20 protein-coding genes are annotated in these 25298 nt (G+C 43.6%); 14 read left to right on the forward strand and 6 right to left on the reverse strand.

All coding sequences use genetic code 11. The annotated features are described in order from the left end of the window. Positions 1-2: 2 nt before the first annotated feature. Positions 3-497, reverse strand: coding sequence for a metallophosphoesterase family protein (locus tag D2V05_RS03070; RefSeq protein ID WP_119646090.1), 495 nt, complete (start codon positions 495-497; stop codon positions 3-5). A gap of 88 nt (positions 498-585) precedes the next feature. On the opposite strand from D2V05_RS03070, the gene truA reads away from it, so the two are divergent. Together truA and D2V05_RS03080 are read left to right on the forward strand one after the other, a co-directional pair. After that, positions 586-1338 carry a tRNA pseudouridine(38-40) synthase TruA gene (truA, locus tag D2V05_RS03075; RefSeq protein ID WP_119646091.1) on the forward strand — a complete coding sequence of 251 codons (753 nt, stop codon included), beginning with the start codon at positions 586-588 and terminating at the stop codon, positions 1336-1338. Further along, positions 1325-3097: an ABC transporter ATP-binding protein gene (locus tag D2V05_RS03080; protein ID WP_119646092.1), complete on the forward strand. Its 1773-nt coding sequence runs from the start codon at positions 1325-1327 to the stop codon at positions 3095-3097. The genes truA and D2V05_RS03080 overlap by 14 nt, the downstream gene beginning before the upstream one ends. Positions 3098-3099: 2 nt before the next feature. Here the strand turns inward: D2V05_RS03080 and D2V05_RS03085 are convergent, their stop codons facing one another. Genes D2V05_RS03085 through folP form a run of 3 tightly spaced genes read right to left on the reverse strand, consistent with a single transcriptional unit; the run spans position 3100 to position 5527 of the window. Further along, a complete protein-coding gene (locus D2V05_RS03085; protein ID WP_119646093.1) occupies positions 3100-3864 on the reverse strand; it encodes a DUF3667 domain-containing protein in 765 nt (254 codons plus the stop codon). Then, positions 3864-4649, reverse strand: coding sequence for a diadenylate cyclase CdaA (cdaA, locus tag D2V05_RS03090; RefSeq protein WP_119646094.1), 786 nt, complete (start codon positions 4647-4649; stop codon positions 3864-3866). Before cdaA ends, D2V05_RS03085 begins: the two co-directional genes overlap by 1 nt. A 44-nt stretch (positions 4650-4693) precedes the next feature. Continuing rightward, on the reverse strand, positions 4694-5527 hold the full coding sequence (folP, locus tag D2V05_RS03095) for a dihydropteroate synthase (protein ID WP_119646095.1): 834 nt from the start codon (positions 5525-5527) through the stop codon (positions 4694-4696). Between the two features lie 94 nt (positions 5528-5621). On the opposite strand from folP, the gene D2V05_RS03100 reads away from it, so the two are divergent. The 6 genes from D2V05_RS03100 to D2V05_RS03125 all read left to right on the forward strand — a co-directional run bounded on the left by D2V05_RS03100 (position 5622) and on the right by D2V05_RS03125 (position 9940). Next, a complete protein-coding gene (locus tag D2V05_RS03100) occupies positions 5622-6164 on the forward strand; it encodes a DUF1599 domain-containing protein (RefSeq protein ID WP_119646096.1) in 543 nt (180 codons plus the stop codon). Then, positions 6161-7255: a BT_3928 family protein gene (locus D2V05_RS03105; RefSeq protein WP_119646097.1), complete on the forward strand. Its 1095-nt coding sequence runs from the start codon at positions 6161-6163 to the stop codon at positions 7253-7255. The genes D2V05_RS03100 and D2V05_RS03105 overlap by 4 nt, the downstream gene beginning before the upstream one ends. A 20-nt stretch (positions 7256-7275) precedes the next feature. Beyond that, the gene (gene tpiA / locus D2V05_RS03110; RefSeq protein ID WP_119646098.1) at positions 7276-8025 is read left to right on the forward strand and encodes a triose-phosphate isomerase; all 750 of its coding nucleotides are present in this window, start codon (positions 7276-7278) and stop codon (positions 8023-8025) included. A gap of 8 nt (positions 8026-8033) precedes the next feature. After that, positions 8034-8867 carry a 50S ribosomal protein L11 methyltransferase gene (prmA, locus tag D2V05_RS03115; protein WP_119646099.1) on the forward strand — a complete coding sequence of 278 codons (834 nt, stop codon included), beginning with the start codon at positions 8034-8036 and terminating at the stop codon, positions 8865-8867. A gap of 22 nt (positions 8868-8889) precedes the next feature. Beyond that, on the forward strand, positions 8890-9165 hold the full coding sequence (locus tag D2V05_RS03120; protein WP_119646100.1) for an ATP-dependent Clp protease adaptor ClpS: 276 nt from the start codon (positions 8890-8892) through the stop codon (positions 9163-9165). Between the two features lie 172 nt (positions 9166-9337). After that, on the forward strand, positions 9338-9940 hold the full coding sequence (locus D2V05_RS03125) for a hypothetical protein (RefSeq protein ID WP_119646101.1): 603 nt from the start codon (positions 9338-9340) through the stop codon (positions 9938-9940). A 15-nt stretch (positions 9941-9955) separates the two neighbouring features. Here the strand turns inward: D2V05_RS03125 and pdxR are convergent, their stop codons facing one another. Further along, positions 9956-11467 (reverse strand): MocR-like pyridoxine biosynthesis transcription factor PdxR, encoded by a 1512-nt coding sequence (pdxR, locus tag D2V05_RS03130; protein ID WP_220473530.1) that lies wholly within the window; start codon positions 11465-11467, stop codon positions 9956-9958. 339 nt (positions 11468-11806) lie between these two features. Between pdxR and D2V05_RS03135 the strand changes: the two genes are divergently transcribed. From D2V05_RS03135 to D2V05_RS03155, 5 genes are read left to right on the forward strand one after another with little or no spacing between them, the layout of a single operon-like run. Continuing rightward, positions 11807-14884 (forward strand): SusC/RagA family TonB-linked outer membrane protein, encoded by a 3078-nt coding sequence (locus D2V05_RS03135; RefSeq protein WP_119646103.1) that lies wholly within the window; start codon positions 11807-11809, stop codon positions 14882-14884. Positions 14885-14904: 20 nt separating this feature from the next. Next, a complete protein-coding gene (locus D2V05_RS03140; protein ID WP_119646104.1) occupies positions 14905-16515 on the forward strand; it encodes a SusD/RagB family nutrient-binding outer membrane lipoprotein in 1611 nt (536 codons plus the stop codon). Between the two features lie 18 nt (positions 16516-16533). Then, entirely contained in the window at positions 16534-17697 is a 1164-nt protein-coding gene (locus D2V05_RS03145; protein WP_147378212.1) for a hypothetical protein, read from the forward strand. Between the two features lie 32 nt (positions 17698-17729). Continuing rightward, positions 17730-19277 (forward strand): N-acyl-D-amino-acid deacylase family protein, encoded by a 1548-nt coding sequence (locus D2V05_RS03150; protein ID WP_119646106.1) that lies wholly within the window; start codon positions 17730-17732, stop codon positions 19275-19277. Between the two features lie 2 nt (positions 19278-19279). Then, entirely contained in the window at positions 19280-20605 is a 1326-nt protein-coding gene (locus D2V05_RS03155) for a fibronectin type III domain-containing protein (protein WP_183114774.1), read from the forward strand. Positions 20606-20677: 72 nt separating this feature from the next. Here the strand turns inward: D2V05_RS03155 and D2V05_RS03160 are convergent, their stop codons facing one another. Then, positions 20678-22285, reverse strand: coding sequence for an amidohydrolase family protein (locus D2V05_RS03160; RefSeq protein ID WP_119646127.1), 1608 nt, complete (start codon positions 22283-22285; stop codon positions 20678-20680). Between the two features lie 187 nt (positions 22286-22472). Between D2V05_RS03160 and D2V05_RS03165 the strand changes: the two genes are divergently transcribed. Continuing rightward, on the forward strand, positions 22473-25274 hold the full coding sequence (locus D2V05_RS03165) for a TonB-dependent receptor (RefSeq protein WP_235855369.1): 2802 nt from the start codon (positions 22473-22475) through the stop codon (positions 25272-25274). The last annotated feature ends 24 nt before the right edge of the window (positions 25275-25298 follow it).

Here is a 25298-nt window from a genome sequence, read left to right on the forward strand (position 1 = left end):
CCCTATCTTTTCCCTAATTCTATGACCTCCAGATCGGTTATTTTATCTCCATGGATCACAAAGCGAAGCATGGTGCGTACTTGGTGGAAACCATGTTTGCCACAAGCTCCCGGGTTCATGTGCAACAATCCCAATTTTTTGTCGAACATCACCTTTAAAATATGGGAATGTCCACAAATGAACAGTTTTGGGGGATTTCTTCGGATTTCTTCCCGAACCCGAACATCGTACCGATTGGGATAGCCCCCGATATGGGTAATCCATACATCCACATCCTCACACATAAACCTATTGTTTTCAGGAAATTCCATTTGGATTACATGGTCATCTATGTTGCCATGAACGCCCCGAACAGGTTTTGCGGTCTTCAATGTATCGGTTACCCCAAGACTGCCAATATCCCCGGCATGCCAAACTTCATCGGCCTGTGCAGCGTACTTTAAAATGGTTTCATCCATATGTCCGTGGGTGTCGGAGAGCAACAAAATCTTGGTCATAACGCTAAAAATATGCTAAAAAAATGGGGTCGGAATTATGTTGGGAAGGATTGAATTATCTTTATCGACTTAAAAGTAAGGGATCCCTTTGAGATATTTCATCCAATTTTCCTATTTCGGCAAGGCATATCATGGGTGGCAGAACCAACCCAATGCCATTACCGTGCAAGAGGTTTTGGAGAAAGCGCTATCTACCCTTTTAAGGGAAAAAACGGAGGTAGTAGGGGCTGGAAGAACCGATACTGGGGTACACGCCAAGCAAATGTTCGCCCATTTTGACCATGTTGGGATACAAGATCGGGATGAATTGGTATATCGATTGAACTCTTTTTTGCCGGAAGACATTGCCGTGCAAAAAATTTATGAAATGATTCCCAGTGCACATGCAAGGTTTGATGCCTTTGAACGTACTTATGAATATTGGGTGGTACGGGAGAAGAACCCATTTTACTTTGATCATGCCCATTTGGTTAAATATCCTTTGGATATGAAGGCCATGAACGAAGCAGCGACCTTATTGTTGGATCACAAGGATTTTGAATGTTTTTCCAAATCGAATACGGATGTGAAAACCTATGTCTGTGATGTTCGGAAGGCATACTGGGAGGAACATGGTAATCTTTGGGTTTTTACCATTACCGCCGATCGTTTTTTAAGGAACATGGTACGGGCTGTGGTCGGGACCTTATTGGAAGTGGGGTTGGGTAAAATGGCACCCGAAGATATCCATTCCGTAATTGAAAGTAAGGATAGGAGTGAAGCTGGGGTTTCCGTCCCTGCAAAAGGATTATATTTGACAGAGGTTTTATATCCAAAAGAACTATTTGATGAGCAAAACTGACGATGTAGGTAAAGCGTTTGACTATAGGTTGTTCAAACGGATTTTCGCACATACCAAGCCCTATCGGGGCATTTTTTGGTTGGTGGCCCTTGTGGCTATTCTGTCCGCTGCATTTGCCATTGGTATCCCGATTTTGGTGAAGAACATTATCAACGATTCGCTGGAAAGTAAGGACGGACAACAATTGCTCACAGCCGTTATGTGGATGCTGGTTTTTTTGTTGGGCCAAGTTATCACCCAGTTGTTGTTCAACTATTATGCAAACCTTTTGGGTGAAGCGGTGATCCGGGACATTCGGATACGTTTGTTCGAAAAAATGACCAGCTTTAAAATGACCTATTTTGATAATTCATCCATAGGTGTTTTAGTGACCCGGGCAGTGGCCGATATGCAGCGAATTGGGGAAATTTTCAGCCAAGGATTCTTTATGATCGTGGCCGATGTGCTTAAAATGATTTCGGCGGCCATCATCATGATTGTGATCAACTGGAAATTGGCTTTGATCGTATTTGCCATTTTGCCCGTGATTTTGATTGCGACCCGATTGTTCCAACAGGCCATGAAGGTGGCCTTTATCGAGGTGCGTGCCCAAGTGGCCAATCTCAATTCCTTTGTGCAGGAACGCATTGCGGGGATGAAGATCGTGCAATTGTTCAACCGAGAGGAAATTGAAAAGGAAAAATTCAGGGTCATCAACGAAAAACATCAGAACGCCTGGTTGAAAACAGTGTGGTACAACTCCATCTTCTTCCCGGTTGCAGAAATTTCCAACTCCATCGGTATTGGTCTGGTGGTGTATTTTGGAGTGGTCCAGAATATTGAGAATGTAAGCCTGGACAATAAAGGGGCTATTGTGGCCTTCTTCTTCTTGATGGATCTTTTGTTCCGTCCTTTGCGACAGATCGCGGATAAGTTCAATACACTACAAATGGGAATGGTGGCGGCAAACCGTGTTTTTAAGATTTTGGATACCGACAGCCACATTGCCGACGAGGGTAGTCTGGAGAGAAAAGATGTGAAAGGCGATATTGAATTCAAGGATGTACGTTTTAGCTATGTGAAGGATGAAGAAGTGCTGCACGGAATTTCCTTCCAGGTGAAGGCAGGGGAGACCGTTGCCATTGTGGGCGCCACAGGTGCTGGTAAATCAACCATCATCAACTTGCTCAACCGTTTTTATGAGATCGATTCCGGGCATATTTTGGTGGATGGCATAGATATTAAGGAGTATACCTTGCGTTCGTTGCGATCCCATATTGCCATCGTGCTTCAGGATGTGTTCCTCTTTGCGGATACCATTGCCCATAACATTTCCCTTCGGGACGAATCCATAACCACGGAACAGATTGAGGACGCCGCCAAACAGATTGGGGTTCATGAGTTCATATCCAGCTTACCAGGCGGGTATCAGTATAATGTGAAGGAGCGTGGGACCATGCTTTCCAGCGGACAGCGACAGTTGATCGCTTTCTTGAGGGCGTATGTGAGCAACCCCAGTATTTTGATCTTGGATGAGGCCACATCTTCCGTGGATACCTATTCCGAGCAATTGATCCAACAGGCTACGGACAAGATTACCGCAGGCAGGACTTCCATCATCATTGCACACCGATTGGCCACTATCAAAAAAGCGGACAAGATCATTGTAATGGATGAAGGCAAGATTATTGAAGTGGGTACACACAAGGAACTCCTTAAAAAAGGTGGGTACTATAACGATCTTTACACAGCTCAATTCTTGGCCGAAGAGGTGGCGTAATGCTATTTTGGGGCAAAATCCTCAATGGAAATTTTTCCGGAGAGGAACCCTATGAGGAAAATAAGAATTCCAATTGCCATCATCAGAAAGATCATCATGACAAGGTAGGCAAGTCCTCGAAAGATAGATCCCATCAATCCTATCTCATGGATTCTTTTGAAAACATAGAATTGATATCCGACCATGATCAATAAAAAGATGTAATTAAACACATCATATCGAATGTCGAATAAACCAAACAAAGGAATACAAACCAAAACCTGGACTAGGGATACCTGGCCAAAAATGTAGGCGTTGGCAACTACATGTTCAGTGAAATTCAGTTTTTTCTTATCCAAAAAAAGCAACCAAGTGAACAAAGCGTAAAACGGCATGACCAAATAGGACATTATTCCTTGATAATCAAAAACATAGTCCATATTAGGGGTGTTCTTTGCCGTAAAGCTATTTTGCGTGAGGCTTACATGGTAGACATTGCGCAAGACGTAAAACATAATCCCTGATAATGTTACCCCTATGGCAAAGTAACTTATGGGGTTCATGTACTTTTTACGGATACCCCTGATATAACTAAGGATTACATTTTGGGGTTGGGAAAATAAATGTCTGAAGGTTTTGATCAAAGTATTGTCAAGATTGAAAACTTGAAAGCTTATGTCCTCCACTACATTTTTCAAGGTTAATCTTTGACGGATGACCTTGCCGCCGCAAGTAGGGCAATAACTAAAATCCGACCTTAGGCTGGCATCACAGTTGGCGCAATTCATTACTCCAAATCTTTTTTAATGAGTTTGGCGAGTTCCTCCGTTCCTTTAAAAGGAACAAACTCCCCATTTTTGATAAAAGATATGGCGCCTGTTTCCTCACTGACCACCAAACAAAGGGCATCCGTCTTTTCCGTAATGCCTATGGCGGCCCTGTGCCGCAAACCAAACCGAAGCGGAATGTTCCGATCGTTGGAAACCGGTAGAATCACTCTCGTGGCCGTGATGAAATTATCCTGAACCACAATGGCCCCATCATGCAAAGGGCTGTTTTTGAAGAAGATACTCTCCAGAATCGGTTGGGTTACCTGAATGTTCATGGCATCCCCGGTAGATCGTATAAAGTCGAGGGAATTGTTCCGTTCTATCACTATGATGGCTCCAGTCTTAGTGGAACCCATACGTTCACAGGCGGCTATAATGGCATCCACATCGGTAGTGGTGGAAATGGCTTCTTGTCGTAAAAATTTGAAATGTTTCAGGAAGCTCCGCTTTGTCGCAAAATTGGTGGAACCGATCATCAACAGGAATTTCCGTATTTCCTGTTGAAAAACAATGATCAGGGCGATCAACCCAATGTTCATGAAACCACCCACCATGCTGCTGATCATTTTCATCTGGAGTAGTTCGGTAAGTTTCCACAAGGCCCAAACAATTACGATTCCAATAAAAATATTGATGGCTACGGTACCCTTGACCAGCTTGTAAATGTAATAGAGCAATGCGGCCACAAGGACAATGTCGATGATATCGGTAATCTTGAACTCGAGAAAATTTAGAAAATCCAACCGCGGTGTTTTTGTAAAAATAGCAAAATTAGGAGAACAAAAAATCAGAGCGCATTTGCTTTCAATGCTTCCACAAGTTTAACACATTCCACAGCTTCCTTTACATCATGGGCCCTAATTATATTGGCTCCTTTTAACAGGGCTATGGTATGCAGGGCTGAGGTCCCGTTCAAAGCCTCTTGGGGCGAGGATCCCAAAATTTTGTAAATCATGGATTTTCTGCTCAAGCCAATCAAAATGGGCAAACCAAAGGTTTGGAACAAGTCAAGGTGGTTCAGCAAGGTGTAATTTTGTTCCGTGGTCTTGGCGAAACCAAACCCTGGATCAATGATCACGTCATTGATTTTAAATTGGGTGGTTTGTGTAATTTTTTCAGAAAAGTAGTAACGCAAGTCTTTGATCAAATCGTTATAAACGGCCTCTTTTTGCATGGATTGTGGCGTACCTTTCATATGCATCATGATGTACGGAACCTGATATTTGGTAACCGTTGCGAACATTTCCGGGTCCAAGTTTCCCGCGGATATGTCGTTGATGATGGCCGCTCCATGGACAATGCTTTCTTGGGCGACCTTACTTCGGAAGGTATCTATGGAAATTAACGTGCCGGGAAAATGTTTCAAGATGAGTTCCACCACGGGAATCATGCGTTTTAATTCTTCCTCCTCTGAAACATGTTCGGCCCCCGGCCGGGAACTGTAGGCACCCATATCCACAAACGTGGCTCCATCATTCAACATGGTTTCAACCCTTTTCAAAATGGCGCTGTCGTCCTTGTACGATCCGCCATCAAAAAAAGAATCCGGGGTAAGGTTCAAAATTCCCATCACCTTGGGGGTGGTGAGGTCGATTAGATCACCTTTGCAGTTTATGGCCATAAAAAATACCTGCTTTGTTGGGTTTCATTATCTTTGGCAATGTGCATCCAAGCACATTCAATTGGACGAAATTTACGCAAATTAGCAACAATACATGCAGCAGACTTCCCAACAATACGATGCGGTGATCCAAACCTGCCGGGAATTGTTTTCGAAAAAAGCACAAGATTATGGTACCGCATGGCGCATATTGAGGCTTCCATCGTTGACCGACCAAATTTTCATCAAGGCACAGCGCATCCGAAGCTTGCAACAAAACGCAGTAAGAAAGGTGGATGAAGGGGAGCAGTCCGAGTTTATCGGGATCATCAATTATGCCATCATGGCCTTGATCCAGATTAAAAAGGGAGTCGTGGAACAACCCGACCTTACTGCGGACGAGGCCATTGCCCTGTATGATGAGGAAGTAGCCCATACCAAAAAGTTGATGGAAGACAAGAACCACGATTATGGTGAGGCCTGGCGCGATATGCGGGTAAGTTCCTTAACGGATCTGATTTTGCAAAAAGTGTTGCGCGTAAAGCAAATAGAAAACAATCAGGGGGCTACCTTGGTGAGCGAGGGCGTGGATGCCAATTATCAGGATATGGTCAATTATGCCGTGTTTGCTCTAATTCATTTAAGCGAAGAAAAATGAAGTATCTAGTTTGGATTTCAAGGGTCATCGTAGGGGTACTCTTCATCATCAGTGGTTTGATTAAGTTGAACGATCCCATGGGCTTTTCGTTCAAGTTGGAGGAATATTTTAGTCCCGGAGTATTGGACCTTCCCTTTTTAACACCATTGGCTTTGGGTATTTCGGTGGTCTTGGTCATTGTGGAAGTGATTTTAGGTGTATTGTTGTTATTGGGTTTTAAGCCCAAGTTTACGGTGTGGAGCTTGTTATTGATGATTGTTTTCTTCACGTTCCTGACCTTTTATTCGGCTTATTTCAACAAGGTGACCGATTGTGGATGTTTTGGCGATGCTGTAAAACTGACGCCTTGGGAATCGTTTACAAAGGATGTGGTACTGTTGGTACTGGTTCTGGTTTTGTTCTTCGGAAGAAAATATATCCAGCCCTTATTGAACCCTAAAGCCAATTGGATAGTTGGAGGTGCCGCTTTATTAGCTTGTGCCCTGTTCGCCAACCATGTTTTGAACCACTTACCATCCGTGGATTTCAGACCGTATAAAATTGGAGCGAACATTCAGGAAGGAATGTCGATACCTGAGGGTGCCCCACAACCTATTTTTGAATATGCATGGCGATTCAAGGTGGACGGGGAAGAAAAAATTGTGGTGACCAATGGGGATTACCCGTCGGTGGATGGGGAATTCATTGATGTGGAAACCACAGAGATCCAAAAAGGATACGAACCGCCCATACATGATTTCACCATTGAAAAAGAGGGACAAGATTATGCTGCGGAATTGTTGGATGAAGACAAACTAGTGATGGTGATTGCCTATGATTTGGCCAAAAGCCATTACGATGCTTTTTCCGAAGTGGCAAAAGCAGCCCAAAAAGCCAAGGAGAAGGGGTATAAAGTGATCGGTATGTCGGCCTCCAGTGATGAAAATGCTAATGCCATTAAGTCGAAATACGGTTTGGACTTTGACTTTTATTTTACGGACGAGACGACCTTAAAGACCATTGTGCGTTCCAATCCGGCCATTTTGGTACTGAATAGGGGCACCATTCAGCAGAAGGTACATTACAACGATATTGAAGAACTTACTTTTTAAATTCTAAAGAACACAAGATTATGAGAACAAAAATAGTGGCAGGAAACTGGAAGATGAACAAGAACCTTCAGGAAACGGAAGCATTGCTGTCTGAACTTTCGGCCATGTTGCCCGATAGTACTGCCGAAGTGATCGTGGCCCCCACATTTGTGAATCTACAAGCAGCCATCAATTCGCTGCAAAGCTCAACCATAAAAGTAGCGGCCCAGAACATGCACTTTGCTGAAAGTGGAGCTTACACTGGTGAAATTTCAGCGGATATGCTCCTGAGTTTAGGTGTGGACATTGTTATTTTAGGTCACAGTGAGCGTAGGGCTTATTTTGGTGAGGACGATGCCCTATTGGCCAAAAAAGTAAAGACCGCCGTGGAAAAAGGACTAAAAACCATTTTCTGTTTTGGCGAAGAGTTGGAGGATAGAAAATCCGAAAACCATTTTTCCGTTGTGGAAAGTCAATTAAAAAATGCCCTATTCGATTTGGATGCCAGTGCTTGGAAAAGCATCATTTTGGCCTACGAACCGGTTTGGGCCATCGGAACGGGGGAAACCGCTTCACCGGAACAGGCACAGGAAATGCATGCCTTTATCCGTAAAACCATTGCTGATGCCTACAACGCATCCGTAGCAGATGATGTTTCCATTTTGTACGGAGGTAGTGTAAAACCGAACAATGCAGCAGAGATTTTCTCCAAACCTGATGTGGATGGTGGATTGATCGGAGGAGCTTCTTTGGTGGCATCTGATTTTGTGGCTATCATCGCGGCCATTTAACTTGAGGTATGGCCATAGTTTATTTGGAATACAATTTTAAGATTATACCCCTGCAACCTGCAACCGATATTTTGATCGCGGAATTGGGGGACGCCGGTTTTGAGAGTTTTGTGGAAACCGAAGAGGGTCTTCTGGCCTATATCTTAAAAGAAGAATGGAAGGAAGGCCTATTGGACGACCTGTTTGCCTTGCAACACCCAGATTTTAAGATTTCATGGACCAGTACCGAGATTGAACAACAGAACTGGAACGCGGAATGGGAAAAGAACTTCCATCCGATTCAGGTTGGGGGGCGATGCATGGTGCGAGCCCCTTTCCACGACCCGATCGATGTGGAATTTGATATTGTAATCGAACCCAAAATGAGTTTTGGAACAGGTCATCATGAAACCACCCATATGATGCTCCAGCATATTTTGGACCATGATTTTGAAGGGAAATCCGTACTGGATATGGGTTGCGGGACCGGAGTATTGGCCATTTTGGCCAACAAGAAAGGTGCAACTCCCGTTGAAGCCATTGATATTGACGAATGGTGCGTAATCAACACCCAAGAAAATATAGAAAGGAATGCCTGTCTGACCATTCATGTGGAACAGGGTACCAGTGATTTGTTGACCGGCAGAAAATATGATGTCATTCTGGCCAATATCAACCGCAATATCTTACTGGATGATATCCCAATGTATGCAAATTGTCTAAACAAAGGGGGTGCTTTATTTCTAAGTGGCTTTTATTTACAGGATTTGGATGCCATTTCTGCAAAATGTGCCGCCCATGGTTTGGAATTTGAAAAAAAACTGGAGAAGAACAACTGGATATCAGCAAAATATGTAAATTAGAAAGAGATAAACTCCACGATATATGGGCACTAGAGAAAAAGAACTGGAAGATGTCCTTCTTGAGGAAGAGACTGTAAATCAGAACGAAATCGTACTTTTCAATGACAACGTGAATACTTTTGACCACGTTATTGAAACTTTGATAAGTGTTTGTGAGCATACCCCAGAGCAAGCGGAACAATGTTCCCTGATTGTCCATTACAACGGTAAGTGTACCGTGAAGACAGGGGAGTATACCTATCTTAAACCCAAGTGCACCCAGTTGCTGGAAGCTGGTTTAAGTGCCGAAATCGTGTAAGGTGTTTATTTAAATCGCGATTTTTGTCCTCCGGGATTTTCTCCATGATTATCTGATAGCAACCTGAAAAATCACAAATTCTTTACATAATCCCTTGGGGACATATCGGTTAGAAGCCTAACTTTGGTTTATAATCGAAAACCAATCAACCAAAACCTTCCTTTAACCCTTTATGAGCGAGTTTTTTAAGGCCGAACTGAAAGACCGTTTTTTGGAATACGCCTTGGAACGAAGTGATTATTTCGAGATTCAGACACTTTATGATGAGTTTCTTAGGCCGAACTACAGTCTGCAATTTGTGGAAAAATTGGTTCGTGAGATTTTAGACTACGATCCCAATCTTATGGATGTCATGAGCGGGAATGGTATGGAAATGTTCATGCTGGCCTCCACCCCGAGTACCCAGGATTTTTTGGATGAAGGCGGGTTTATGGACATGTATGTTAAGGAAGAGGAAAAGTGGGATGTTTTTTTGGACCAGTTGTCGAGTACCCGAAAATTGACCAAGGACGAAAAAAAACTCATCAAGAAAAGTAACCCCGTACTTAAAAGGGAAAAAACACTCCTCATTATGCTCATTTCAGCCATTACCATTAGTTTTTTGTTCACCTTGGCAAGTATTTTCAAAGAAACCCTTTTGGAACCCGATTATGTTCCTGCCGACGAGTTTGAACGTAAAATACAGCAATTGCAGGAACAATATATTCAAGAGAACCAAAGACTTCAATCTGAATTGAACCAGGCCGAGCGAGCCTTGGACTCCCTAACAAAATAATATTTCGATCAAATCTTAATCGGATAGTTTTTCATTGTCTTTTGAATACTTCATAGGATGGGTATGTAGCTTTGTGATGATCTCGCCCATTTTATAAAGTGTATCCTTGATCTGTTTAGGGTTTACGGAGCAAAAACCCATGACCAATCCATTTTCATCAGTAGGGTGTACGTAATATTTGCTCAATGCGTGTGCTAGGATGTTTTGGTCCAATAATTCCCTTTCCAATGCCACATCCTTCATTTCAGCTTTAATATGTCCGATGACATGAAGCCCGGGATTTGAAGTATCCAAATAAAAATGGGCTCCCAAATTCCTATCGAAATGTTCCACAAAGATTTCCTTTCGTTCTTGGGAGACTTCCATCACGTTCCGCAAATGTTTGTTTAAATAATCCCTTTCAATGAAAAGGCTCATGGCTTTCTGGTTCTCTCGCGAAACAAATCTGCTCGACTGGCGGTAAAGTGCCGTTACCGCATCCAACAGATAATACGGAACGATCATGTAGCCCAATCGCATGGAAGGGTGGATCAATTTATTGAAGGTGCCCAAATAGATGGTCCTTTCCTGTTGGTCCATCCCAAATAGGGAACCCAATGGTTTCTCCCAATTACTGAACTCGTGGTTATAGTCATCTTCAATAATGAAGGTTTCTTTTTCCGAAGCCCATTTCAACAGTTCCTTTCTTCGGGCCATGCTCATTTTTATTCCAGTTGGATATTGACAGGACGGAGTAGTGTAAACAAATTTTGGTTTTACGCAGCTTATACCATTTAAATTAAGCCCCTCCGCGTCCACTGGGCCGGCACAGATTTTCGCCCCCAAACTTCTAAAAAGACCATGCGCCATAGGATATGTTGGGTTCTCCATTACTACTTCGTCATTGGGTTCTAGCAAAATGTTGGATACCAGATACAGGGAATGCAACGATCCCGTGGTCACGATGATCTGTTCCGGGTCACATTGAATATCTCTATAAATTTTCAGGTAGTTGGCCAAATTGTTCCGAAGACATTGCAGCCCTATGGTGTTGCTGTATGACAGCTCGGAAGGGGTAATGTATTTCCAATACTCATCCATGAGTTTTTTCCAAAGCTGCACGGGAAAAATATCAAGAGGAGGAAGTCCAGGCCTAAAGGCCACCCCCTTATTGGAATCCTCACCTGGCCAATGCGCATTTTCACAAAAAGCCTTTCCTCTGCTGGATAATGAAGGGTAATTTCCCTTCGACGCGACCGAAGGAATCTTTAGTTTTAATTTTTTGTTCTTCGGACAAAGCACATAGTATCCAGATCCTTTTATTGCCGTAATGTACCGCTCAACCAACAAAAGGTCGAATGCCTTGAGTACCGTACTTCGGGAAATACCCAAATCATGGGCCAATACCCGAGAGGGCGGCAACTTGGAATCCGGCTCCAAGAACCGATTAAGAATGGCTCTCTTGAATGCGTCGTATAGACTTAAATATATGTGAGGTTGGGGTTTGGCATCCAAGGAAAAGCCATTTCTGATAAGAAGGCCTTTCATGTTGAAATGCATAATTGGTATGCTAAATCTGATAAGATTGGTATGCTGAAGGTAGATGTTTATCCTTTAATTTTCAGTTTTTTAACATAAAGTTCACTATGAGAATCCCAAATCTTACACTCCGAACTTTACTTGTCCCGATAATCAGTAAGCGAATTCTGATGAATTGTTCCGGGATGGTAAAAGTTGTCCAAAACCCTTCTGTCATACCGATATTCTCAAAACATTTCGGAAAAAATAGACCGTTCACACCCCTAGATGGTCAATGGTAATGGGCGTTGTCCATTCAGGTCCACAAGGCTTCAAATCTTACCCAAAACCGCTTAAACGAAATTGATTATGCTGAAAACCCGATTCTTATGCTCATCCATGTTATTCCTTTTCATAGGGATGGTGTATGGTCAAAGACAAATAACTGGAACTGTTGGGGATGTCAATGGACCGCTGCCAGGTGCAACGGTATTGCTCAAAGGAACAGCTGTTGGGGTCACCACCGATTTTGATGGCAATTTTGCCATTACCCTTCAAGAGGGGCATGATACTTTGGTTTTTAGCTACATAGGGTACCAGGCCAAGGAGATCATTGTAGGCCAGCAATCGGTATTGCAAGTGATTTTGGAAGAAAGCACCCAATCGCTTCAGGAGGTAGTGGTCACAGCACAGGGGATTAAAAAATCAAAGAAAGCCTTGGGGTATGCCATCGCCAATGTACAATCCGAAGAAGTAGAAAAACGGCCTGAGGCAGATTTGGCCCGGACCCTACAAGGTAAAGTAGCCGGAGTTTCCATAACACCGGCCGATGGGCAAACGGGCTCCTCATCTACCATCCGGATCAGGGGTACCGTTTCCCTTACCGGGTCAAATGCTCCGCTGATCGTGGTCAACAATATTCCCTTCAACGGGTTGTTGCGGGATATCGACCCCAACGATATTGAAAGCATCAGTATTCTAAAGGGATTCAATGCTTCCGTTCTGTATGGTAGTGAGGGTCGTAACGGTGTCATTTTGATTCAGACCAAGAGTGGTTCGGCCAAAACAGGGGATGCCAGTACTTCAGTCACCTATTCCTCAACCGTGTACACCAATACGGTATCCCAATTACCTGAATTCCAGAACACGTATGCAAATGGTACGGAGGGAATCGAATTCAACCAAACGATCATTTCCAATTTTGGACCTGCCTTTTCCACTTTGGGTGAGGTGCCACATCCGTACGCAACAATGGCGGATATATTTCCAGAGTACGCGGATAAGACCATAAAAATTGCGGCCAAACCTAACAATGTCAGGAATATTTTCAGATTGGGAATCGGAACCACGCACTCTCTTACCATGGCCACCACCCGTGAAAAATTAGGGTTCAATCTATCCACAGGGTATACCGATGAGCAGGGTATCATAGCGAATAACGACCTAAAGCGCTTTAACCTATCGGTTGGGGGTAAGGTCCAATTGATGGAGAAACTCAACCTATCGGCTAATTTGGGGTACTCCACCCGAAAAGTAAACCTCGTGAACGATGAGGATATTTTCAGTGTGGTGTATCATTTGCCTCGATGGATCGATCTAACCGAGTTGCCATACCAAAATCCCTTGACCGGAGGTTCGGTCTATTATCGGAACGATACCAATCCCCTTTGGATCTTACATAACTCTGGTAATTATGATGACAAAGTGAGGGTTTTCGGGAATTTCACCGCCGATTATCAATTGGCCACTCCCTTGAACGTAACCTATCGGGTTGGTTTTGATAGTGAAACCTATTCCGGTTTTGATTATTCCAACAAGGGTGGGTATGACGGGGATTATTTGTATGGTTATTTGAACATTGGGGATAGCAAGGAAGTAGTGGTGAACCAAACTTTAATGTTCAATTTTAACCAGGATGTCATCAAAAACCTCAATTTGGAGGCACAACTCGGCATCAACTCCCAATTGACCCGATATGCAGGGAATTCTTCCAACTCCGACGGGCAAATTGTTTACGGATTTTTAAGACCGACCAACTACACCACCACTGAGGCGGATTATGGCACATCACAAGAAAACTTGGCGGGTGCTTTCGGGCAGTTGCAATTTGCTTACAAAAACTATTTCTATGCCACCTTTTCCGGACGAAATGATTGGGGCAGTACCGTAGAAGTTGCCAACCGGACCTTGTTCTATCCGGGAGCTTCGTTTTCCTTCATTCCTACTTCGGCCTTCAACTTTGGTGGGGAGACCGTCAACTATTTGAAATTCAGGTATGCTTATGCTACCTCTTCTGGTTATCCGCCACCCTACCGTACCCGAAGCACTTTGGTTATCGATCCATTGCGTTTTGCAGCCGAGGATGGTGTGTACCCCGTCACCAACCGATACAGTACCCGTTATGCCAACCTCAACTTAAAACCTGAGTTGCACAAAGAAGTAGAGGTTGGTATGGAGGCCAAGCTTTTCCATAATCGGGTCACATTGGAAGCATCGGCCTACATGCGAGTTTCCAAAGACCAAATTGTGGAATCCCGTTTAGCACCTTCTTCGGGATATGATGATCAGTATATCAATTTAGGTAGAATAGATAACGAAGGTGTTGAGGTGGACCTGGGTGTGGATATTTTTAGGGGTCATAATTTTAGATGGAACCTCAGGAATATTTTTACTGCTGATGAGTCCTTGGTTGTACAGACTACCCCAACAGGTGCTGATATTTTTATTACGGAAGACCGATATGCTGTGGAAGGGCAGCCATTTGGGGTCATCAAGGGGGATTATGCACTTCGGGATGAGAACGGCAACTTGTTGATCAGTGGTAATGGTTCCTCTACCCGGGTAGGGGAGGTCATCACAAGTGATGATGTTGGGTTGGATACCAAGGTGATCGGTGATCCCAACCCCGATTGGAAACTAACGACCATCAATACGTTTGGATATAAGGATTTTACCCTTTCCGCCCAGATGGAGTATACCCACGGTGGGGAAATTTATTCCAGCAGTGTGGTGAATATGCTGCAGCGCGGCTCCGCCAAAGAGACCGAGAACAGGGAAGGCACCTTTATCATTCCCGGATATTTGGCAGATGATGATACAGGTGAAATCTTGCTCGACGCCAACGGAGATCAAATCCCGAACACGATTCAATTGAATGCAAGTAGGGTAGGATATTCCAACTACTACAACGCCAACGACCTTGGTATGTGGGATACCTCTATTTTCCGGTTGCGGGAAGTTTCCTTGGGATATACCCTAAAACCAAAGAAGGGCCAGAAACTGCCCTTCAAGAAAATGGACATTACCCTGTCAGGAAGAAACCTTTGGTATAGGGCTCCCAATTTTCCAAAGTATGTGAACTATGACCCCGAAAGTGATGGCTGGGAGGGAGATAGCACTGTGCCGTCTACCAAAAGGATTGCCTTTGGTGTGTCGGTAACATTTTAACCCAATCAAAAGATTAAGAAATGCATAGAACAGGAAAATTTATTGGAAAAATGGCTTGCGTGTCCCTTTTGGTTTTTGGGTGCGAGGTTTCCAACTTTGATTTGCAGGAGAATCCAAATTATTTGACACCCGAAAGTGCCGATCCCGAATATCTGTTGAATGAGATTCAGTATCGATTCCAGCATTTTATGGGCAACATGATCTTGAATACCGATGATGTTATGCGTTACGAGGCCATGACCGATACTTATCCTTCTATTGTTTCAGTGGATGTGCTGGACGGTAGTTCCAGTAAGGAATGGGAAGGGTATTTTGAGGCATTGAACAATTCCAGGACCATTTCTGAATTGGCGGAGGGGGACGAAACGCTGTTGCTCCATAATGCCATCAATAAGTTGTTGGTAGGGTATATGACCATCACCATGGTGGATTATGTGGGGAAGATACCCTATTTCCAGGCGGTGAATCCATCCGAATTTCCCAATGCACGATTGGATGATGGGGAAGATGTTTACATGAGCGTTTTGGAGGACATAGACCAAGCCATTTTGGACATTGAAGCATCCACTTTCAAATTTTCCACGGACTTATTTTACGATAGCGACAAGGAAAAGTGGATTGCCTTTGCCCAGTCGTTAAAACTGAGGATTTTGGTCCAGACCCGCTTGAATAGCTCTTCTATTGGTATCGCCAATCCGGTTGCAGAGATCAATGCACTTTTAGAGGGAAATTTGATAGACACCGAAGAAGAGGATTTTCAATATACCTATGCCAACGTGGTGGAACCCGAAAGCAGGCATCCCTATTTCCAAAGAGGATATGTGAGCGATTTCGGGCAGTACATGGGCAACTATTTTATGTACATGTTGAAAGACTCCAAAAGCCAAAAAGATCCCCGAATCCGATATTATTTATATCGCCAAGCGGCTGCCGACCCGTTGATCATTCCCTACAATACCTGTATGGATGAACCCAACGTGGTGTATTGCTATTTGGGAGAATATTACAGGGGCCTGGATCATGGGGAAAGTCGCACAGGTTATGGTGACAACAAGGAAAGAACAGTCTACGGGCTTTATCCGGCAGGCGGCGCTTTTGATGAGGATCAATTTGTTACGGCAGCAAAAAGTACCAATTTGAACGGGACAGGTATCCTTCCCTTATTGACCACCTCTTTTGTGAAGTTTTTATCCGCAGAATCTGCATTGACCCTTGGGACCAACGGCGATCCGGCCGAACTTTTGGAACAGGCCATTCGCGCTTCCATGCATAAGGTTTTGGCTTTTGAAGATATCAAATCGGATTTTTTGGCAACGGAGGAAAGTGTGGATGCCTATGTGGAAGAAGTAATGACCAATTATGCCAATGCCGCGTCGGATGAGGAAAGATTGGACATCATCATTACCGAATATTATCTGGCAGCATTCGGGAATTCCATTGAGGCCTATAACTTTTACAGGCGTACGGGTTATCCTTCCAATATAGAAGTTCCCATCGATGATAACAACCCCACTTTCCCCAGAAGCTTTCCCTATTCTGCGAATGAGGTGGAGGTGAACCCTTTCATAAAACAAAAGAAAAATACGGAACGTGTCTTTTGGGACACTAACCCCGAAGGTTTCATTAAATAATCTGAAAACCAAATGACCATGAAGAAGAATTTGAGAATTATTATCGGTTTAGTATTGGTTTTGGGTTGTACAAAGGATTACAACACATTGGAGGACATTACTTTTCACGGTGGATATATTGCCTTTGCCGAGGAGCCTGACCTGAGTTTCAATATTTTGAAACTCGACACGGAATCGTTCACCGGAACCCTCTATGATCCCAATGAAAATGCAACCAATTATACCTTAAAAGCTGCTTTTGGGGATTTGGAAACAGAAACCTTGGTGGATATCAGTTCCTTTCCCGCTACTATTTCATTTACCATTCCTGAGATTCTTGCAAAATTTGGGTTGACCATTGATGACGTTGACCTGAACGACAAAATTACCTTTACGGCCGTGGTGACCACTCCAACAGGTGTTTTCGATGGTCGGTCTCCAAATTATGATGTCAACAATATCAATCAGGGTGGTGATACTACCGATAGGTTGAAATTTTCTGGTCATCACAACGCTATGGATTTTTCCTTTACTTTTTTTCAACCTGAAGGAGTGAAAATCAGAGGAACTTCATTTGAAGAGGTTCCCATTGGTCTGGAAGATGCCGTTTATGTACGGAATGGCGACAATGATGAAACCTTGGATCTTATGAATGGTGAAACCCCGCCTTTTGTGGATTATATGGCAAAGGGCACTGGTAAAGATGATGAATTGGGATTTGATTCCGAATACATTGCCATTACCGATATAAGTACTAGCAGTTTAGGTTTTTCCGAAGAACGTATCGGTGTGTTTTCGCTACTGGAAGATTATGAGGCATATCCGGATGGGATTCAAGGGTTCCATTCGGAGGATGCCGATGGAGCCATAAGAATCACCTTTGATACAGTACATGTGCCAGCGGGACAAGAAGATTCCGGGGTGTCATTTGAAATCTTTTTTGGGGTTACCGGTTGGGAAGAATTGGATGGGCTACATGCCTATGCCAACATCACCACGGATGATGATAGTGGCGTTTTGGAGCTAGCCAGTATTTTCAGTAACGAAACGGAAAATAGTGCAGGTCAGTGGCTAAAAATTGATAGTGGTTACCAAAAAGGGATTCGGTCCTATCAGCTGGTCATCCAAATCCAATCGGGTGCCACCCCAGAATCCTTCGATTTGGATAACATCATTATCTATGAGGCTCAAGAAGAGCAATAACCCAAGCCTGGCTCAATGTTGAATCATAAACCATGAAAATTCCAATATTAATATTGATCGCTTTGGTTTGTTTGGGAGGATGTAAACCCAAAGATGAGGAAATGGATATCCTGATCAAAAATGGCATGGTATACGACGGGCTCGGCACGAATCCACAACTGGTGTCCATTGCCATAAAAGAAGATACCATTGCTTATATCGGAAGTCAGGATGAGGTACATTTTTCAGCAAAAACTACCATTGATGCCACGGGATTGATGGTTGCACCGGGATTCATCGACCCACATACCCATGCCGATAGGGATTTGGAAAATCCAAAAGAATCCTATAATAAACCTTTTCTCTATCAAGGAATAACAACTGTGGTTGTTGGTAATGATGGTAGCAGTCCTTATCCAATTTCAAAATATGCAAACTTGTATAGGGAGCATGGCATTGGAACCAATGTGGTTTTCTTGGTGGGGCAAGGTACCATTCGGGAACAGGTAATCGGAAAAGTGGACAGGCAACCCAACCATGGTGAATTGGAACGAATGAAAGCATTGCTACGCCAGGAGATGCAATCTGGCGCATTTGGGATGTCCACAGGGCTTTTTTATGCTCCGGGAAGTTACGCCACAACGGAAGAAATAATCGAGTTGGGTAAGGTGGTGGCCAAGTACCATGGCATTTATGATACTCATTTACGGGATGAAGGAACCTATTCCATTGGATTGGCAACTTCGGTAAAGGAAGCCATTGAAATAGGCAAGGAGTCTGGGATGTCCGTACACATATCCCACATCAAATGTTTAGGGAAAAAGGTCTGGAAACAAAGTGATTCCATTATCCAAATTATCGACAATGCCATCAAGAGTGGATTGGAAGTAACCGCAAGTCAATATCCCTATTTGGCCAGCGCCACCGGATTGCAGGCAGCCGTTGTGCCTCGATGGGCAGAAAGTGGGGGAAAGGATTCCCTGTTCATTCGATATGAAGATGCCAATCAGAGGTCATGGATATTGGATGAGACGCAACAAAATATCGAACTGAGGGGAGGTCCTGAAAAATTATTGATTGTCAATGCAGGACAAAAGAATTTTGTTGGCAAAACATTAAAGGAACTCTCCGAATCTATGGGATTGCCACCCAATGAAACCGTTTATGAAGTCCTAAAAAAAGGATATGCAAGGGTAGCCTCCTTCAGTATGGATCCCTATGATGTGGAAAATTTCATGAAACAGGAATGGGTGGTCACAGCTTCCGACGGGAACACGGGACACCCAAGAAAATATGGCACATTTCCCAGAAAATATAAATATTATGTGAAGGGCGGGGCTATCAAATTGGCTGATTTCATTAATCGCAGCTCCTCAAAAACAGCCCAAATATTCCGAATAAAAAAACGTGGTTCCCTTGTTGTGGGCAACTATGCCGATATCATCATTTTTGACCCGGAAACCTTTGGCGACAAGGCGGATTACGAGGATGCCTTTCAGTTATCCGAGGGATTGAGATATAGTATCATCAATGGAAAAATGGTAATTGATAACGGAACTTTCACTGAAAATTTGAATGGAAGAATTTTAAAAAAAGAATGACTATGAAAACGAATCCCTATCTTAAAAACCTACTTAAAACCTATGTGTTGTTCATGGCTATGGCAGCCATTTCCTGTTCCTCCAATAATGATGAAAGCCAAGTGTCGGAAGTGGATGCCGAGTCTCCAACAAAACCAACGGGACTAACTGCAACCAATATCACCCAGCGTTCACTGGATTTAACCTGGGAACCTGCAACGGACAACGTGAAGGTGAAGAACTATTGGCTGTATCAGGACAACCAGTTTTTAGTAGGTTCAGGAAAAGCTTCGTATGCATTGGAAGGGTTGGATCCCGGTAGAACCTATATTTATCAAATTCAGGCCAATGATGCCGCAGGCAATGCTTCGGAGCTGAGCGACCCCTTGGAGGTTTCAACCATGGAACTGTTGACAGCAGAACTTCAATACGATTCTGGAAACCTTGAGGTTTATTTGGGAGCCCTAATGGACGCCGTTCCCGGAGTTTCGGGCAATAATTACAAGGTGCCGACTGATAATGATCTAGATCAATGGGGCCTCATCATTCACGCAATCTTGGAGGACAATATTGAAGAAGCCGTGGCACAAGCAGTCTACTTAAATTATCAAGTTGTGGAATTTGCCGATACGGAATCCACCCCCAACCAAGTATATTATATTTTGAAGGAGTTCAGCATCCGAACCAATTATTGGGGAACTTTTGTATTCAGTAAAACTCCGAAAAAGCAAAATTTGGTGTTGGCTGCGCCCCATATTTTACATGACCAGAATACAGGGTATCAGGCCGCCTATGTTTTTAGGCAGAACGTAGCCAAGGCCCTATTCATAAGTGGGGCCCACAGGTGCAATCGGGAAGAACCTACGGAATGTTCAGGTACTACAAAAGCTTGTAGTTCCAATTATGCCCCATATCGAGTATCCGATGTTCCCCATAATATTTATTCCACATTTCAAAGAACCACGGAGATCATGTACAATGAATTGCCAAGCAGTGTTTTTGTACAACTGCATGGATTTTCCAAGGAGGCTTCCGATCCTTATGTGATCATGAGTAATGGAACCAATAAAACCCCGGCCAAAGATTACGTTTCCCTGATTAAAAATGCGCTGTTGGAAGAGGATAATACCTTGACCTTTAAAATTCCCCATTTGGATGCCAATTGGACCCGGTATGCGGCATTTGATAACACCCAAGGTCGTTTCATCAATGGGTCGCCAAACCCTTGTAGTGTGGAGGCAACCGGAACTACAGGTAGGTTTGTGCACATTGAGCAGGAAAGTTCCAAGCTCCGTGCGAGCAAAGCAGGATGGGAAAAGGTCAGTAATGCATTGGGCAAGGTATTCTAAAAAAGTTGCGGCGCATGAGAGTGCGCCGCAACTTTTATAATCGAAATTTTTGTAGGCTATAAACCTTAGAAGTTATCCTTTCACTCCAGGTTGTAGGATTTTATAATTGTCCTTTGCCTTTGCTTCATCCACTATTTCTTTGACATCCTCCAACAATTGCTTGGCGTCATATATGATTCCATCCTTGATGGTATATTTGACACCGCCAACTCGGGCTACGGTGTTATCTTCCTTAAGTTTAATGGCACCTGTACCGTACAATACTTTTAGGTTCTCCAAGGGATTTTCCTCAACAATGACAAAATCGGCCAATTTGCCCACTTTAATGGTGCCAATCTGATTGTCCATTCCCAAGGCTTCGGCCCCGTTCAAGGTTGCCGCCTTGATTACTTCCAAGGGATGGAAACCTGCTTCACGCAAAAGTTCCATTTCCCTAGGGTAGGCAAAACCGTATAGTTGATAGATAAACCCGGCATCGGTACCGACGGTCACTCGACCACCACGATTTTTGTACTCGTTCAAGAAGGTCATCCAAAGTTTATAATTCTCTTTCCATGCAATCTCCTGTTCGGTTCCCCAAAAATGCCAATATGATCCATGGGATTGTCTGCTGGGGGCATAAAAATCCCATAGGGAAGGCAGTGTGTATGTTTCGTGCCATTCCGCGCGGCGAGCTCGTTGCAAATCCCGGTTTGCCTCATAAATGACCATAGTGGGAGATATGGTAAAATCGAGGGAAATGAGTTCATCCATGACCTCGTTCCATTTTTTGGAATACGGTTTGGCAGCTTGGGCCCAGAGTTGGCCTGCCTCCCCGAAACGGTCTTGCTCATTTTGATAGTTATAGTCCAGGGAATAGTTTTGAACGGTCCTATCATCGAACATGGCTTCTGGGAGCCCGTACCAATGTTCCATAGAAGTCAGCCCGGCTCGGGCACTGTTCAAAACATTCCAACGACCCACATACAATTGGGCATGATGGGTTTTGGAGCGTAGTCCCAATTTTTTGTTTTCCTCCAAAGCCGCTTGCATGACCTCTGGGAGTCCACCACCAAATTTGATGCCGTCTGCACCTTTTTTGGCATTTTCCCGTACCCATTCCCTTGCAGCTTCAGGTGTGGTGATGTCACCTCTACCTTTTTCCCCGTTCAAACTACTGCCAAACCAAGTGTAGGCCATAATTCTTGGAGCGGTAATCTCATTTTTTTCGCTTTTCTTTTTTTGGTCCAAGACCCAATCGATTCCGTTGCCCGAACCTGGGTCGCAAATAGTGGTTATTCCATGTGCCATCCATAGTTTAAAAATATACTCTGCAGGGGTTCCTTGGGTAGTGCCTCCTATATGGGCATGGGTATCCACAAAGCCAGGTAGCAAATACATTCCTTGGGCATTGAGTTCTTTTCCGCCAGGTTTGAGTTTGGGGCGTCGGTCGGGATTGATATCCATTCCCGGAAAACCGACTACTTGGACAGAAGCGATTCGGTTGTTCTCTACCACTATGTCCACTGGTCCAATAGGTGGTGATAGGGTGCCATCAATAACGGTTACACCTCTAATGATAAGTTGGGACCAAGGTCCATCTCCTTCTGCACGGTTGGGGGCTTTTTCAATTTGGGCCTTTCCAATGAATGTGGCCAGAAAACACAAAAGGAAGAAAACTTTTGATGGAATGTTTTTCATAAGGGTTGGTTTCAGGGTTATCAATTTGGTGATGGAGAATCGGTTTAGGATAGGAGCTTCTATTTTTTGACGCAAAAAAATCATAAATGTCAAATAACCATGTTGTTTCTGTTATTTATTGATGTACTAATTTAATCAACCTAAATGTTTTTTGTTAAATTGTTGTCAATAAAAAACTAACCATACCTTGAGCACACTATACAATTACCTTATTACAGTTAAAGATTGGGTATACCTGTTGCCTTTGCTTTTTCTGACACAAATGGTATTTTCCCAAGATGTTCCCATTACGGTTTCGGGAGAAGAAAAGAGCCAGACAGAATTTTTTGCGGAGCTTGAGGAAAAATCCGGATACAAGCTTTTTTATCTGAAAGATTGGGTTGATGGGCTCCATGTCGATAAAGATTTTGTAGATGCAACCCTAACCGAGATCTTGGATTCCATTCTTTCTGAGACCAATCTCAATTACTATGTATTAGAAAATGAGAAACGCATTTTCTTACTACAGAACGGTATCATATATGACGATTTGCCCTTAGGTTTTTTTGGGAAGCAGGACTCATTGGTTCAAGGTCAAAATACAATCAGCCCACAAAACGCCCCACCTCCCGCTTTTTTTGCTGAGACCAATGCTCAAACCACCGATAGGTTGCCATTGGTGCGTATAGGAAAAGCGGACAGACAGGATTTGAGGGAGTCTTATTCGTTATCAGGTAAGGCGATCAATGCAAGGACAGGAGAACCCATTCCGGATCTTGCCATCAGGATAAAGGGTAGGGGAACAATGGCCATTACGGATGAACAGGGAAACTATAACATGGAGTTGCCCGCCGGTTACAACGTGATTACCACAAGTGCCATGGGTATCAAGGACTCGGAACGGGAAGTGATCATGTACAATGATGGCAGTTTGAACCTGAACCTGGGTGAAAGCTTGGAGCAGTTGGATGAAGTTGTGGTGGAAGCGGATGCCGTGAGCAATGTTGAAGAAGCCATTACGAGTAGTGAGGAAATAGAATCTGAAGAATCCAAGAATATCCCCTTGGTACTGGGGGAACGGAATATTTTAGAGGTGGCGAAGGCCCTGCCCGGGATTTCATCTGCAGGTGAAGGAGCATCCGGGTTGAATGTTCGAGGCGGGAAAACAGATCAGAACCTAGTTCTTTTGGATGATGCCGTAATTTATAACCCTACCCATTTTTTTGGCATTTTTCAGGCCCTTAACCCCTTCACCACGGAAAAGGTGAACATATACAAAGGAGCGGCACCCGTTGAGTTTGGCGGACGGCTTTCATCCGTGTTTGATATTGAAACCAAAAATGGTAACGTGGAAAAAATATCAGGAGAGGGTTCCATTGGTCCCGTTACGGGTAATTTGGCATTGGAAATCCCATTGAAAAAAGAAAAATCCTCATTGGTGGTCGGTGGAAGGGGAGCCTATGCCGATTGGATTTTACGTTCCTTGGATGATGAATCCCTGAGCAATAGTGAAGCCTCTTTCTTTGATGGTATCGTAAAGTATCACCACAGATTTGATGAAAACAGCGAGGTGAGAGGTACAGCATACTATAGTAAGGACAAATTCAGTATCACTTCGGATTCCCTCTACAATTACAGCAACAGGTTATTTTCCGTTCGTTGGGCCCATAAGTTGAGTGAAAGGACAAACGGTGTCCTGACTGCCGGTAATAGTGACTATAATTTTGGAGTCGATTACGAAAGCGAGGGCAATAATGATTTTGAATTGGATTACGCCATCAATGAGTCTGAACTGAAGTACAAGTTACGAACCCGTTTGAATGACAAACATACACTGGATTACGGCTTGACGGCAAAATATTATTCTGTGAACCCAGGGAGTATCGATCCAAAAGGGAACGACTCCAATGTTGCTCCTGTGGATATTGAAGAAGAACAGGCCTTGGAAGGTGCGTTGTTCCTAGGGGATGAGTTTAAGGTTTCGGATAGGCTGTTATTGAGTTTGGGTGCTAGGTATATGTTTTACTCTGCCATGGGCAAGGCTACCCAAAACACTTATGAGGAAGGAGCTCCTAGAAATGAATCAACCGTTCAAGATACAATCAGTTATGGCAGTGGAGAATTCATTAAGACCTATGGTGGACCAGAGGCTAGGGTTTCTGCCAGATATCTCATTACTCCCGATTTTTCGGTAAAGGCCAGTTTTAATAACGCCTATCAATTTATCCACACGCTTTCAAACAATACAACCGTGTCGCCCATCGATACTTGGAAATTGTCCGATTTGAACATCAAACCTCAAAAGGGTTATCAGGCCACCTTGGGGTTTTATAAAAACTTTGAGGAGAATATGTATGAGTTGAGTTTGGAGGGGTACTACAAGCGTATGGATGATGTACTTGATTTCAAGACTGGAGCCGATCTTTTACTTAATGAGAATGTAGAGACCGAAGTATTGCAAGGTGAGGGAAAAGCGTATGGTGTTGAATTCCTGCTGAAAAAGAACAAAGGTATTCTTAATGGTTGGCTTAGCTATACTTATTCCAGGTCATTGTACAAGTTTGATGGGGAATACCCGGAAGAGCGGATAAATGACGGGAAGTTTTTTCCGTCCAACTTCGACAAGCCCCATGATGTAAGCCTAATAGTCAATTATAAGCTTACGAGGCGGTTCAGCTTTTCCATGAACTTTGCGTACCAGACTGGTAGGCCCATCACGTATCCGGTGGGTACTTTTAGGTTCAATAATTCTGACTATGTTGTCTTTAGTGATAGAAACAAGTATCGGATACCCGATTACTACCGATTGGATTTGGGAATTAACATCGAGGGAAATCATAAAAAGAAAAAGCTGGCCCATAGTTTCATTACCCTTCAGGTATACAATGTACTGGGTAGGAACAACCCATACTCCGTCTTTTTTGTGACAGAGGATGGAGAGGTCAAAGCATTACAGAGCTCTATTTTCGGGGTGCCAATTCCCTCCATAACCTATAATTTCAAGTTCTGATGGAGGGCGAAAAAATTATATACA

The organism is Flagellimonas pelagia (assembly GCF_003584135.1).
Lineage (GTDB): Bacteria > Bacteroidota > Bacteroidia > Flavobacteriales > Flavobacteriaceae > Flagellimonas > Flagellimonas pelagia.

Excerpts from the sequence above, each read along its gene's own strand:
- D2V05_RS03070 (WP_119646090.1), bottom strand. The coding sequence starts at position 497 with ATGACCAAGATTTTGTTGCTCTCCGACACCCACGGACATATGGATGAA.
- D2V05_RS03080 (WP_119646092.1), top strand. The coding sequence starts at position 1,325 with ATGAGCAAAACTGACGATGTAGGTAAAGCGTTTGACTATAGGTTGTTC.
- D2V05_RS03085 (WP_119646093.1), bottom strand. The coding sequence starts at position 3,864 with ATGAATTGCGCCAACTGTGATGCCAGCCTAAGGTCGGATTTTAGTTAT.
- folP (WP_119646095.1), bottom strand. The coding sequence starts at position 5,527 with ATGGCCATAAACTGCAAAGGTGATCTAATCGACCTCACCACCCCCAAG.
- D2V05_RS03100 (WP_119646096.1), top strand. The coding sequence starts at position 5,622 with ATGCAGCAGACTTCCCAACAATACGATGCGGTGATCCAAACCTGCCGG.
- D2V05_RS03105 (WP_119646097.1), top strand. The coding sequence starts at position 6,161 with ATGAAGTATCTAGTTTGGATTTCAAGGGTCATCGTAGGGGTACTCTTC.
- tpiA (WP_119646098.1), top strand. The coding sequence starts at position 7,276 with ATGAGAACAAAAATAGTGGCAGGAAACTGGAAGATGAACAAGAACCTT.
- prmA (WP_119646099.1), top strand. The coding sequence starts at position 8,034 with ATGGCCATAGTTTATTTGGAATACAATTTTAAGATTATACCCCTGCAA.
- D2V05_RS03120 (WP_119646100.1), top strand. The coding sequence starts at position 8,890 with ATGGGCACTAGAGAAAAAGAACTGGAAGATGTCCTTCTTGAGGAAGAG.
- D2V05_RS03125 (WP_119646101.1), top strand. The coding sequence starts at position 9,338 with ATGAGCGAGTTTTTTAAGGCCGAACTGAAAGACCGTTTTTTGGAATAC.
- pdxR (WP_220473530.1), bottom strand. The coding sequence starts at position 11,467 with ATGAAAGGCCTTCTTATCAGAAATGGCTTTTCCTTGGATGCCAAACCC.
- D2V05_RS03135 (WP_119646103.1), top strand. The coding sequence starts at position 11,807 with ATGCTGAAAACCCGATTCTTATGCTCATCCATGTTATTCCTTTTCATA.
- D2V05_RS03140 (WP_119646104.1), top strand. The coding sequence starts at position 14,905 with ATGCATAGAACAGGAAAATTTATTGGAAAAATGGCTTGCGTGTCCCTT.
- D2V05_RS03145 (WP_147378212.1), top strand. The coding sequence starts at position 16,534 with ATGAAGAAGAATTTGAGAATTATTATCGGTTTAGTATTGGTTTTGGGT.
- D2V05_RS03150 (WP_119646106.1), top strand. The coding sequence starts at position 17,730 with ATGAAAATTCCAATATTAATATTGATCGCTTTGGTTTGTTTGGGAGGA.
- D2V05_RS03155 (WP_183114774.1), top strand. The coding sequence starts at position 19,280 with ATGAAAACGAATCCCTATCTTAAAAACCTACTTAAAACCTATGTGTTG.
- D2V05_RS03160 (WP_119646127.1), bottom strand. The coding sequence starts at position 22,285 with ATGAAAAACATTCCATCAAAAGTTTTCTTCCTTTTGTGTTTTCTGGCC.